This is a genomic window from Vibrio rumoiensis (genome assembly GCF_002218045.2).
GTDB classification, from domain to species: Bacteria; Pseudomonadota; Gammaproteobacteria; order Enterobacterales; family Vibrionaceae; genus Vibrio; species Vibrio rumoiensis.
On record NZ_AP018685.1, the window covers coordinates 1942679 to 1956011 of the forward strand.

At 41.4% G+C, this 13333-nt stretch carries 13 protein-coding genes; all 13 read right to left on the reverse strand.

All coding sequences use genetic code 11. The annotated features are described in order from the left end of the window. Positions 1-30: 30 nt before the first annotated feature. The 13 genes from rnhB to pyrH all read right to left on the reverse strand — a co-directional run bounded on the left by rnhB (position 31) and on the right by pyrH (position 13105). Positions 31-654 carry a ribonuclease HII gene (rnhB, locus tag VRUMOI_RS08910; protein ID WP_089140591.1) on the reverse strand — a complete coding sequence of 208 codons (624 nt, stop codon included), beginning with the start codon at positions 652-654 and terminating at the stop codon, positions 31-33. Continuing rightward, entirely contained in the window at positions 651-1823 is a 1173-nt protein-coding gene (gene lpxB / locus VRUMOI_RS08915) for a lipid-A-disaccharide synthase (protein ID WP_089140590.1), read from the reverse strand. The genes rnhB and lpxB overlap by 4 nt, the downstream gene beginning before the upstream one ends. Positions 1824-1913: 90 nt before the next feature. Next, positions 1914-2702 (reverse strand): acyl-ACP--UDP-N-acetylglucosamine O-acyltransferase, encoded by a 789-nt coding sequence (gene lpxA / locus VRUMOI_RS08920; protein WP_089140589.1) that lies wholly within the window; start codon positions 2700-2702, stop codon positions 1914-1916. Positions 2703-2712: 10 nt separating this feature from the next. Next, complete coding sequence (fabZ, locus tag VRUMOI_RS08925; protein WP_089140588.1) at positions 2713-3165, reverse strand: 3-hydroxyacyl-ACP dehydratase FabZ; 453 nt, start codon at positions 3163-3165, stop codon at positions 2713-2715. A gap of 197 nt (positions 3166-3362) precedes the next feature. After that, complete coding sequence (gene lpxD, locus VRUMOI_RS08930; RefSeq protein ID WP_089140587.1) at positions 3363-4382, reverse strand: UDP-3-O-(3-hydroxymyristoyl)glucosamine N-acyltransferase; 1020 nt, start codon at positions 4380-4382, stop codon at positions 3363-3365. A gap of 12 nt (positions 4383-4394) precedes the next feature. Next, positions 4395-4904 (reverse strand): OmpH family outer membrane protein, encoded by a 510-nt coding sequence (locus VRUMOI_RS08935; RefSeq protein WP_089140625.1) that lies wholly within the window; start codon positions 4902-4904, stop codon positions 4395-4397. Positions 4905-4931: 27 nt separating this feature from the next. After that, positions 4932-7355, reverse strand: a complete 2424-nt coding sequence (gene bamA / locus VRUMOI_RS08940; protein ID WP_089140586.1) for an outer membrane protein assembly factor BamA — start codon at positions 7353-7355, stop codon at positions 4932-4934. A gap of 54 nt (positions 7356-7409) precedes the next feature. Next, positions 7410-8768, reverse strand: coding sequence for a sigma E protease regulator RseP (rseP, locus tag VRUMOI_RS08945; protein WP_089140585.1), 1359 nt, complete (start codon positions 8766-8768; stop codon positions 7410-7412). Then, positions 8768-9970 (reverse strand): 1-deoxy-D-xylulose-5-phosphate reductoisomerase, encoded by a 1203-nt coding sequence (gene ispC / locus VRUMOI_RS08950; RefSeq protein WP_089140584.1) that lies wholly within the window; start codon positions 9968-9970, stop codon positions 8768-8770. Before ispC ends, rseP begins: the two co-directional genes overlap by 1 nt. Positions 9971-10033: 63 nt before the next feature. Beyond that, a complete protein-coding gene (locus tag VRUMOI_RS08955; RefSeq protein ID WP_089140583.1) occupies positions 10034-10879 on the reverse strand; it encodes a phosphatidate cytidylyltransferase in 846 nt (281 codons plus the stop codon). 14 nt (positions 10880-10893) lie between these two features. Beyond that, complete coding sequence (locus tag VRUMOI_RS08960) at positions 10894-11646, reverse strand: isoprenyl transferase (protein ID WP_089140582.1); 753 nt, start codon at positions 11644-11646, stop codon at positions 10894-10896. An 89-nt stretch (positions 11647-11735) separates the two neighbouring features. Further along, positions 11736-12293 (reverse strand): ribosome recycling factor, encoded by a 558-nt coding sequence (gene frr / locus VRUMOI_RS08965; protein ID WP_089140581.1) that lies wholly within the window; start codon positions 12291-12293, stop codon positions 11736-11738. A gap of 77 nt (positions 12294-12370) precedes the next feature. Continuing rightward, the gene (pyrH, locus tag VRUMOI_RS08970; RefSeq protein WP_089140580.1) at positions 12371-13105 is read right to left on the reverse strand and encodes a UMP kinase; all 735 of its coding nucleotides are present in this window, start codon (positions 13103-13105) and stop codon (positions 12371-12373) included. Between the last annotated feature and the right edge of the window lie 228 nt (positions 13106-13333).

Consider the following 13333-nt stretch of genomic DNA (forward strand, 5'->3'; position numbering starts at 1 on the left):
CAACAACACTGTTGCCTCAAGTACGAAGGGTTAGATTGCTAATACTTTCTTTACTGGCTTATAACTTTTGCGATATTGCGCCAAAAGCTCTGGCATTTGCGCGATATCATTATCGACTATCGCTTGCATGTGTACCTTAGTTGGGTAGCCATTGTGCTTGGCAAAACCAAACATAGGGTACTTAGCATCAAGCTGCTTCATCTCTTCATCACGAGCCACTTTGGCAATGATCGATGCAGCGCTTATTTCGGCGACACGTAAATCCCCTTTCACGACTGCAGCACTTGCCATTGGCAAATCTGGTGTTCTGTTACCATCAATCAATACAAATTCTGGCTTAATCTTTAATCCAGCAACCGCTCTTTGCATCGCCACCATGGTCGCTTGTAGGATATTAAGCTCATCAATTTCCCACGCTTCACAGCGACCTAATGACCAAGCTAATGCTTTCTCTTGAATTTCAGGCAATAACGCTAGACGTTTTTTTTCGGTCAACTTTTTAGAGTCGGTTAATCCCTCAATGGGATTATTAGGATCAAGAATCACCGCTGCAGTCACCACAGCCCCAACTAACGGGCCACGGCCGACTTCATCGACACCAGCAAATAAACTAAAGCCTGAGGGATATTCAAATTCAGGTAGTTCAACACTCATTGTTTTGTCTCTTTTTCTGACTGAAGATTCTCTGCATCGATAAGATTTAGCACCGCTTTAGCGGCCTGCACATCCGCATCTTTACGAATCCACTGATGCATTTCATGAAAAGAATCTTGCATCTGTTGCCCTTTATCACTCATTAATCGAGTCACTTCTGTGGCTAAGTTTTCTGGCGTGCACTCTTCTTGTAAGAATTCTTTGACCAATTCTTTGTCAGCCAAGATATTAGGTAGTGATACATACGCGGTTTTTAACATACGGCGGGCAATAAATGCGCTTAATGCATTAACTCGGTAGCCGACCACCATCGGGCGATTGACTAGCATGCATTCCAATGCAACGGTTCCGGATGCCAGCATCACGACATCGGAGGCTTCCATCACAGTACGCGCGGTGCCATCTCGAAGTTCAAAATGCAGTTCAGGTGCAAACTCTTTCCATGCGGCTTCAAACTGCTCACGTCGTTTTTGATTCACCAATGCAACCACAAAACCTAAGTTTGGATTTTGTTTGGCAAGTTGTTGGCAAGCTTTTAAAAATGGTTCACATAGCATTTTCAATTCAGCATTACGGCTTCCCGGCAACACCGCTAACCAGGTTTTATCTTGTGCTAAACCTAATGTCTCTCTTGCCGCAACTTTATCCGTTTGCATAGGGATCGTATCGGCTAAGGTATGGCCAATAAACTCACAAGGAACATTGAACTTGTCATAAAACGCTTTTTCAAACGGCAAGAACGCCAACACCAAATTGGTGGCTTTGGCGATACCATGAATGCGATTTTGACGCCAAGCCCAAACGGAAGGGCTAACATAGTGAACGGTTTTAATGCCCGCTTGTTTTAATGCCAGTTCAACACGTAAATTAAAATCGGGAGCATCAATACCAATAAACACATCCGGTGGATTTTGCTTAAAATAATCCACGATCGATTTTTTGATTTTCAGGATACGAAATAATCGACCAAGAACTTCGACTAAGCCCATCACGGAAAGCTCTTCCATATCAAACAATGACTGGCAACCTTCCTCGATCATTTGTGGGCCACCAATACCAACAAACTCTGCATCTGGGTGAATAGCTTTAATTGAACGAATTAATCCCGCCCCTAAGGTGTCACCGGATAACTCCCCCGCGACCACACCAATTCTTAATCGACGCTTCATATACCTTTCCTAATAAAAAAGGCCCGCATTGATAAGGGCCTCTTTAGGGTCTTCTGACCTTAATAATTGATTACGATCCTAGCTCGGTTCTTAACGAACAATACCGCGCTTAGAAGAATCAATAAACTCAATCATTGCTTGCACAGACTCAAACTGAGCGGCATCTTCTGCCATTTCTAACTTAGCTTCTTCTATCGTATTTTTATTACGATACAGTGACTTATAAGCGCGGCGAATCGCATGGATTTCTTTTTTCTCGAAACCACGACGTTTTAAGCCTTCAAAATTTACACCGTATGGTTTGGCATGGTTACCTTGTGCAATCACAAATGGAGGAACATCTTGAGCGACACCAGACGCGCCACCAACCATACTATGCTGACCAATTTGACAGAATTGATGCACAGCAGACATACCACCGATGATTGCGAAATCACGAACGGTTACGTGGCCAGCCAGAGTCGCATTATTCGCAAGAATACAGCGGTTACCGACAATACAATCATGAGCAACATGCACATTGATCATAAATAGGTTATCGCTGCCGACTCGTGTAATGCCTTCATCTTGCGTTGTACCACGGTGCATACTCACACTTTCACGAATAATATTACGATCACCAATGATTAACTTGGTTGGCTCACCTTTGTATTTCAAGTCTTGACATGCTTCACCAATAGAAGCAAATTGGTAAATTTTATTTTCTTTACCAATGACTGTTGGGCCTTTTATTACAACGTGAGAATAAATTTCAGTGCCTTCGCCGATTTCAACATCGGCACCAATATAAGTAAAAGGACCAATTTTTACGTTGGCAGCAATCTTCACACCATCTTCAATAACAGCAGAAGGGTGAATTTGAGCAGTTTCATGGATCATAAGGCTACCTTTAAAATTCGCGACGAGCACATTTCAGTTCAGCAGAACACACAACAGCGCCATCTACCTTAGCTACGCCATTAAATAGTGCGATTCCACGGCGATCTTTAATAAATTCAACTTCTATAATCAATTGGTCACCTGGTACCACTGGCTTGCGGAATTTCGCATTATCAATACTGGCAAAATAGTACAACTCATTTTCAGCTGGCGCACCAAACGATTTAAATGCCAATAACCCCGTGGCTTGAGCCATTGCTTCTAAAATAAGGACACCTGGAAAAATAGGTAATTGCGGGAAATGACCTGTGAACTGAGGTTCGTTTACCGATACATTTTTCAAGGCTACTAGATACTTCTCTTCTTCATAATCTGTAACACGATCAATCAATAGGAATGGGTAGCGATGAGGAAGAAGTTCGCGAATTTCCGTAATATCTAGTGTTTTCTTTTCTGTAGTCAAAATTATTATCCTATTAATAATCATCAAAGTCGGTCTAATTTAGCTAATTATATACTGAACTCATTTAGCTATAAACAAAAAGACCTGCGATGGGCAGGCCTTTGGTATCCCAATTGGCTTCAATAGGTATCGTTCAGTGTTTTATTACGATATAAAACACCTTGAAGCTAGATGGAAAATAAATCAGACCGATAAAATTACTCTTCTATTTTCTTTTCTAATGCTTTCAAACGTTTGTGCATTTCATCGATTTTAAGTGTACGAGCTGCTGTCTTACGCCACTCTTTATTGGTTTGCAAAGGAATACCTGAAGAATAAACTCCTTTTTCACTGATACTACGCATTACCATGCCCATACCAGTAATGGTGACACCATCAGCAATCTCAATGTGTCCATTAAGCACAGAAGCGCCGCCTATAATACAGTACTTGCCAATTTTGACACTACCTGCAACAGTGGTACAACCAGCCATCGCGGTGCCATAACCAATATGCACGTTATGAGCAATCTGAATATGGTTATCAATAATAACGTTATCTTCGATCACCGTATCGTCGATCGCACCACGGTCAATCGTAGTACAAGAGCCAATTTCAACGCGGTTACCAATAATTACTGAACCAAGTTGAGGGATCTTAACCCACTCACCACGATTATTCGCATAACCAAAACCATCAGAACCAATTACTGTGTTGGATTGAATTAAGCAAGCCTTACCGATTTCAACATTATGGTAAATGGTAACATTTGCCCACATTTTTGAGTTGTCACCAATTTTGGCATTTTTACCAATAAAACAACCCGCGCCGATCACAACGTTATCACCCAACACAACGCCGGACTCAATCACCGCATTATGGCCAACACAAACCCCTTCTCCGAGTATCGCATCAGGCGCAATAATAGCGCTCGCTTCAATTCGCTCAGCAGGCTCTGGTGTGGTATCGAGAGCTTGCGCAATTAACGCAAACGCTAAATAAGGGTCAGCGACAACAATCGCATTAGTTTGGCAAAGTTCCAATTCACTGGATTTAATTAAAATCGCAGTGGCTTGGCATTGACCAAGGTGTTTACGGTATTTTGCGTTAGTCAAAAAGGTAATTTGACCTTCACCCGCTTTATCCATAGCAGCGATACTGGAAACGGTCAATTCACCGTTCCCATGTAATTCACCACCAGTAATCGTTGCTAGTTCAGCAAGAGTAAGTTTTGGCATTATCGGCTTCTATTATTTAAGTTCTTTAATTACAGCGTCTGTGATGTCTGAGTCAGGTTTGGCATATTGAAGCGCTTGAGCATCAATAACCATGTCATAACCTTGTTTTTCAGACACTTTTTTAATTGCATCCTGAATAGTTACAAATAGCTTCTGTTTCTCAGCGCCTTCACGTTGTTTAGCATCATGCTCTAGAGATTGAGCTTGTACTTTGTATTCCGCTTGAAGTGAACCAATTTCAATTTGCAGTTTACGCATATCGTTTTCACTTAGCAGTTGACCATCACGGCGAGCTTTATCCATTTTAGTCTGAATTTTTTTCTGTAGAGAATCTAGCTTAGCTTTTTGGTCTTTAAATTCAGACTGAAGTTTTTTAGCGATAGCCTCACGTTGCGGCAACGTTTGGAAAACTTTCGCCGTGTTTACATAGCCAATTTTTTCCGCAGCTTGAGCAGCATTAGCCGCTAAAGACGAGGTAAGAATAACGAGGCTGATGCCAGCGACTTTAATAAATTTTTTCACAATCATTTCCTTACAAAAAGCTAAAAGTTAGAAAGTTCGACCAATCGTAAAGGTAAAGAATTCTTCATCATCACCTTCATAAATTTTAATTGGTTTCGCCATCGAGAAAACCAAAGGTCCCATCGGTGACATCCACTGCATTGCGACACCATAAGAAGCGCGAATAGCAAATGGATCCGAATAATCATAATAGTAATCTTTACCCGCCATATTAGCATCGGTATCTCGATACTTAAATTCGGTATCCCAAACACTCGCCATATCAACAAAAACACTGGTTCGTAGCGATTGCTGCACCTCTTCAGAAGCAAATGGCGTTGGTACAATCAACTCAATACTGGCGAGTGCAGTGGCGTTACCACCAACCGATTCATCAGTCGCAGTATAATTAGGGTTATTACCACCATTACCACCACCTTCATCATAAACAGCTCTAGGGCCTACCGAGTTATTACCAAAGCCGCGTAGTGAAGAGAAACCACCAGCGTAATAGTTTTCATAGAATGGGAACAAATTGTCATTCCCTTTCGTTGAGCCATAGCCATTACCGTAACCTAATCGACCACGAAGCAATAAGGTAAAGTCTTGTTTCTTAGTCAATGGGATGTACTGCTTGGCATCATATTGGATTTTATAATATGGAACGTCAGAGCCAGGTACGGTTATTTTAAAAGTTGCCCTTTGGTGGTTACCAGCCGTTGGAAAGTAACCTCTATTTAAATTGTTTCGAGTCCAAGAAATATTAACGTCAAAATCATCAACATTGAGTTCATCGCCATCGTAATTCCCAGCTTCACTTTGTGTTTGTAAGAAGCCTTCATTTTGAACATATGGGTCAATATTAGAAATTTTTTTATGAGTGTAACCTATCCCTAATTCGACATAGTTCAGCTCATCTAGTGGGAAACCCCAAGTCAGATCAAGACCGTAACTTTTATTGGTATAGTCAACGATGCCTGCATCCGACGCTTCAAATTCGTTGTAGAAAACCTTACCACCAAGGCTTACGCCATCCAAAGTCCAATATGGGTCACGGTATTCTAAACTGATATTTTTTTGGTAATCATTGGTCATCGCGTTAATGCCAATACGATTACCGGTTCCTAAAAAGTTATCTTGCTGCAGACCAACCTGAAAACTTACGCCCGATTCAGTGCCATAACCAATACCAAAGTTAATACTACCTGAGTTCGCTTCTTTTACGTTGTATACGATATCTACTTGATCATCGGTACCTGGAACACGTTGTGTTTGAACATCAACAGTTTCAAAAAAGCCAAGTCGGTTTAAACGAGCTTTACCTGTTTCAACCGATTTAGAGTTTAACCAGCCACTTTCCATTTGACGCATTTCGCGACGCAACACTTCATCTTTAGTGATGTTATTACCAGTGAAACGAATATCACGTACATACATACGGTTACCCGGATCAACCTGAACCGTAAGTGTGACTTCTTTCTTCTTGTCATCAAACTCAGGGATCGTCTGTACTTTTGGATAAGCATAACCAGATTCGCCTAGCGTTTTCTTAATGCTTTCTTCAAGAGCGGTTACCATGGAACCATTGTAAGTATCGCCATTTTCAAATGGCACCATCGCATTAAATTCATAATCTTTACCAATCAAATCACCGCGGAACTTAATTCCCTTGATGGTATACGGTTCGCCTTCACTCACATTTAGCGTGATGTACACACCTTTTTTATCTGGTGAAATAGAAACTTGAGTCGATAAAACTTGGAATTTCAAATAACCACGGTCAAAGTAATAAGTACGTAACTTTTCAATATCACCCGCTAATACTTGCTTTTGATACTTTTCATCAGCCATGAAATTCCACCACGGCACATCAGCATTCAAATCAAAACGGGAAAGGAGTTCATCATCGGTAAAGACTTCATTACCAATAAAGTTAATTTGTTGAATTTTTGCTGACACGCCTTCAGTAAAAACAAACTTCAGGTCAGAACGGTTACGTGGTAGCGGCGTGACAACCGCTTTAACGGTCGCGTTATATTTACCAACACTGTAGTAAAAGTCTTCTAAGCCCTTTTCAATTGTACTCAATTTGGTGCGGTCTAACGCTTCACCAACTCGAATATTAGAGGCATCTAAGTTCTGCTGCAGCTGCTCATCTTTAATCGCTTTGTTACCAGAAAAAGAAATTTCCGCGATGGTTGGGCGCTCTTTCACTTGCACCAATAATACATCACCATCTCGGTAGACTTTCACATCTTCAAAATTGCCCGAAGAGTACAAAGCTTGAATAATAGCGGAAGCATCCTGCTCATCAACGGTATCGCCTACACGTACTGGCATTTTGAGTAATACCGCACCTAATGCAACTCGTTGCAAGCCTTCGATTTTTATATCCGATACTGCGAAAGAGTCTGCTTGTGCCGCCGTGCTGAGCATCAGCAAAGTTGAAATCCATAAACGTTTGATCGCCATAAACTTTATTATTAATCCTTTATACTTCTTGGCCTTATTAAACCACTACTGGCACTACAGGCGAGCAAAATCATTGAAAATTGCAATTAACATCAGTGAAAAAATTGCAGCACTACCTATACGATATCCCACTTCTTGAACTTTTTCTGGAACCGGGCGACGAATCACAGCTTCTATTGCAAAAAATAACAAATGCCCTCCATCAAGTACAGGTAAAGGCATCAAATTGATAATACCTAAATTTACACTGATTAATGCTAAGAAACCTAAAAAGTAAACCAAACCATAATCAGCAGTTGCACCAGCGCCCTTAGCAATAGAAATCGGACCGCTTAAGTTCTTAATACCAACGTCCCCAGTGAAAAGTTTCTTCACCATAGTCAGAGTCAGATCAATAATTTGTCCCGTTTTTTCTACAGCTTTAGGAATAGACGCAAACACACCAAACTTTTGCTCAAAACGATAAGACTCTGGCCATTCACCCATTGATGGGGCAACGCCAGCAAAACCGATTATGTCACCATTTTTTAGCTTTTTGCTATCAGGAATCAAGCTTAACGTTAGAGGTTTGTCATCTCGTGTGACTTGTAAGGTTAATGCCCTCTCAGGACTTGCTTTCACACTATCAACAAATTGTTGCCAATTGGTCACCGATTTCCCTTGTATCGAAACAAGTTTATCTCCAACTTTTAATCCAGCTTTATCCGCTGCGCTACCTTCTGTAATGTTCGAGATAGTTGAAATAATCTCTGGACGATAGGGTTGAAAACCTAATGTGCCCATTGCTGAATCCGATTCAGGATCGAATTTCCATTCTTTAGTATTTAAAGTAACAACACGCTCTGTACCGAACTCACCAGCGGAAGCAACCTTTAAGACAATTTGCTCATCCCCTATATGTGAAACGAGCGCCATATTGACCGAGTCCCAATCTGAAGTTTGGATACCCGAAATTTCTTTAAGTTCCATTCCAGTTTCAATTCCAGCTTTCGATACAATAGAATTGGGCGTCACCTCACCAATCACAGGTTTTACAGCCGGAACACCGATCATAAAAACTAACCAGTAAGCAAAAATAGCAAAGAAAAAATTAAAGGCCGGGCCTGCAGCAACAATCGCACTACGGCGCCACAAACTTTTATGATCAAAGGCAAGGTGCTTATCATGCTCTGCAACATCATCAACTCGTGAATCGAGCATTTTGACAAAGCCACCAAGTGGGATCATCGAAATGGAATATTCAACACCATCCTTGCCCTTACGGCTCCATAGTGATTTACCAAAGCCAATCGAAAACTTCTCAACCTTCACACCACAACGTCTTGCCACCCAAAAGTGACCAAATTCATGTACGGCGACAAGTATGCCAAGTGCGACGATAAATGAAGCTAAATTCCATAATATGCCAGTCATTAATTACGCTCTGTTAAAATTTCTGTTGCATAGATGCGAGCTATTCTATCTAGCTCAAGTAAGCTTTCCAAACTCTCAGTCCCAAGAGTAGATAAGCCACACACTTTATTCATCACTTTTTCATTGACCCGTACGATATCGGTAAATTTCAACTCACGGTTAAGAAACGCGGCCACGGATATTTCATTGGCTGCGTTTATTGCTGTTGTGGCAGATTGTCCAGTATAACAAGCATCAATCGCCAACTGTAAACAAGGGTATCGTGCCATATCCGGAGCCAAAAATGTCAATTCACTTAATGCCGTAAAATCTAATGGCTTAACACCAGAAGGTATACGGTCAGGGTAAGACATTGATAATGCGATTGGGGTGCGCATATCTGGCTCCCCCATCTGCGCTAATACCGAACCATCATTATATTGCACCATAGAGTGAATGACGGATTGAGGGTGGATTAAAACTTTTAATTGCTCTTGTTTTGCATTAAATAGCCACTTAGCCTCAATAAATTCGAGGCCTTTATTCATCATAGTGGCCGAATCCACAGAAATTTTCGGTCCCATTGACCAATTAGGGTGGGCAATTGCCATTTCAGGCGTAACAGAATCAAGACTCGTAATATCGCTGTAACGAAATGGGCCACCAGAACCGGTAAGCAAAATGGAGTGCACTCCAGCCTCATCAAGATCGCAAAAGCCTAATTGGTTTTGCACCGTTTGTGACAAGCACTGAAAGATAGCATTATGTTCACTATCAACAGGAAGAATTTGAGCGCCATACATCTTTGCCGCGTCAATGAAGAACTGGCCAGACATAACTAATGATTCTTTATTCGCAAGCAGGATTCGTTTACCAGCTTTCACCGCCGCCATGGTTGGTAGAAGCCCTGGGGCTCCAACTATTGCCGCCATCACCATATCGACTTCATTGGCTGAAGATATCGCGCATAAACCGTCAACACCGGCCAAAACCTGAGTTTTGCTATTGCTCTGCTTGAGTTGTTTTTCTAACTCTAAAGCGGCAGTTTCATTGGCCATTGCGGCAAATTCAGGCTGCCACTTGGCACACAATGTTAGCATGCTTTCCACATTTGAAGCGGCCGCTAACGCATACACTTCAAACTGCTCTGAATTGTGTTCAATTACCGATAAAGTACTTGCCCCAATTGAACCTGTTGCCCCTAGAATCGTTATCTTTTGCATGATAAATAAACCATTGAAAATAAGCGCATCAATATTCTTCCTTTTAACTTAACGTAGAGCAGATTATTGACAGATAAAGTACAACAGAGCAAAGACTGGGAATGCCGCAACTAAGCTATCGATACGGTCGAGTATGCCACCGTGCCCTGGAATGATATTACTGCTGTCTTTAATATTAGATACGCGCTTAAACATACTTTCAACTAAGTCGCCTAAAACGGAAATCACCACAGTAACAAAAGTAATAAACAACATTATTGTCAAACTTGCGAAATGGATATCCAATAAAGAAGACGCAAACCAGCCAACCAACATAGCCAAAATCACTCCACCCAATAAGCCTTCTAACGTTTTATTCGGGCTTACGTTAGGCGCCATTTTATGTTTACCAAATGTTTTACCAGAAAAGTACGCCCCCGTATCGGCAGCCCATACAAGCAAACAAACAAACATAACCAATTTGGCACCATGATAAGGCGCAATAGCGTAATCCTGAGCTCTCAGTAAAAAAACGCTCCATACAAAAGGAATCAATGACAGCATGCCGAAAAGGTGACGCAATGAAACCTTATTCTCCCATAAAGACATACTGTTGGGATAAGTCAGAGCAAGACAACTTGCCACTCCCCACCAGACTGCACCCACTACCAAGAGCCACATATGAGAATCAGCGACTAACGATAAGCTTAACGTATCAAAAGGAAAAACCACAAAAGTGACCGCAAGCACAGCCAAAGAAGGTACTAAGCTCACTATTCGTGATTTTGGTAGAACAAATTGAGTCCACTCCCAAAAGCCAATAATAGAAATCGCCGTCAACGCAATAATGAAGAAAGGAATGGAAAGATCAAACACTCCCCACAAAACCAAAGGAGCTAAAATCAATGCTGTTATTATTCTTTGTTTCAAACTTTCGTCCTTTATTATTTAATCATCAACGATTGCAGCTGTTCACTGGTGCAGCCAAAACGTCTTTCACGGTTGATAAACCATGCAATTGCGTCCAGCAATGCTTGCTCATCAAACTCAGGCCAAAATAAATCAGTAAAATACAATTCCGCATAGGCCATTTGCCAAAGCATAAAATTGCTAATGCGACATTCACCACTGGTGCGAATCATTAAATCGACATCGGGTAAATCTGACATTGATAGATATTGAGAAATCGTCGATTCAGTAATATCTTGTGGTTGAAGTTGTCCATCAGAAACTTGCTGAGCAACCTGCTTTACCGCTTCTGTAATGTCCCACTTACCACCATAGTTAGCCGCAACATTAATAACTGTCCCCGTATTGGCTTGGGTAAGTTCTTCTGCCGCCGCTATTTTTTTCTGTAATGCGCGGCTAAATCGAGTTTTATCACCAATAATTTGCAAACGTAGATTATTCTTATGAAGTTTTTTTACTTCTTTGGTCAACACCGCCATAAACAAATCCATGAGCACGCTCACTTCTTCCTCTGGGCGTTTCCAGTTTTCACTGCTAAATGCGAATAAAGTAATGGCTTTAATTCCTAAACGACTTGCCGTCGAGATCGTTTCTCGTACTGACTTAACAGCCATTCTGTGACCATATATACGAGGTTTTCCTCGTTGCTTAGCCCAGCGACCATTACCATCCATAATAACGGCAATATGTTGAGGTAAAAGATCAGATGAGAATTGAGTACTAGACATTATTTTATTCATACTTGTAGGCAGGTTTTGCATAAAAAAAGCGCTATGCTGTCCAGCACAGCGCCCTTAAGCAGAAAGTGAAAAAGAGATTAAACTTCCATTAACTCTTTTTCTTTCACAGCAAGCAGTTCATCAATATTTTTAACTGCGACGTCTGTGATTTTTTGAATTTCGTCTTGAGCTTTACGATCTTCATCTTCTGAGATTTCTTTATCTTTCAGAAGCGCTTTAAGATCCGCATTCGCATCACGACGGATATTGCGTACTGCAACACGACCGCCTTCAGCTTCACTACGTACGATCTTCACTAAATCTTTACGACGTTCTTCCGTTAACGGTGGAAGAGGTACACGAATTACCGTACCAGCAGACATTGGATTAAGGCCGAGATCTGATTTCATAATGGCTTTTTCTACCATTGGAGTCAGTTCTTTATCAAACACGGTAATCGCTAATGTACGAGCATCTTCAGCAATAATGTTTGCTACTTGGTTTAGAGGCGTTGCCGCACCGTAATATTCAACAGAAATATTTTGTAGAATACTTGGGTGTGCACGGCCTGTACGAATTTTTGACAGATTATTTTTAAGTGCTTCAACACTTTTTGCCATGCGCTCTTGAGCGTCTTGTTTAATTTCGTTAATCACGATATCACCTTGTTATTTGTATTTTCTACAGAGCGAATACCTTCACTCTCGCGACATTCTTGGTTAGACAGCTCGCGCTATTCAGGCTGTTCGCCGATTAAAGTGCCTTCTTGCTCACCCATCACAACACGACGTAAAGCACCAGGCTTGTTCATATTGAATACGCGGATTGGCATCTTGTGATCACGAGCTAAAGTGAAAGCAGCTAAGTCCATCACTTTTAATTCTTTCTCAAGTACATTGTTGTAGCTGAGTTTATCACACAAAACTGCATCTGGGTTAGCAACCGGATCAGCTGTATAAACACCATCCACTTTGGTCGCTTTTAGAACGATATCTGCTTCAATTTCGATACCACGCAAGCATGCTGCTGAATCAGTCGTAAAGAATGGGTTACCAGTACCTGCAGAGAAGATAACCACTCGGCCTTGACGAAGTTGGCTAATCGCATCAGCCCAATTGTAATCGTCACACACACCTTTTAATTGAATAGCTGACATCACACGCGCATTCACATAAGCACGATGAAGCGCATCACGCATTGCGAGTCCATTCATGACGGTTGCTAACATTCCCATATGATCACCAACCACACGGTTCATCCCCGCTTCGGCTAAACCAGCGCCACGGAATAAGTTACCACCACCAATCACAACGCCAACTTGTACACCAAGTTCAACGAGTTCTTTAATTTCTTGAGCCATGCGATCCAAAACGGCTGGATCAATACCAAAACCTTCTTCACCCTGTAGAGCTTCGCCACTAAGTTTTAACAAAATACGCTGATATGCAGGCTTAGGATTCGTTGTCATGGAGTTTACCTTTAAAAGTATGATTGATTAACGGTTATGAATAGACGTTACTCGAATTCTCGTCACTCGTATTGCTTCACTGCTCGAACAAGCAAAAGCATTACTTAGCTTAGTTGAATCTAATATCTATTTATAACGATTAACGCTGTTCTGAAAACTAACAGTATTTATATCAAAAAACGAGAAGCGTAGCGCCCTAGCGCCGAGACTCGTTGGCTTCATTCACAA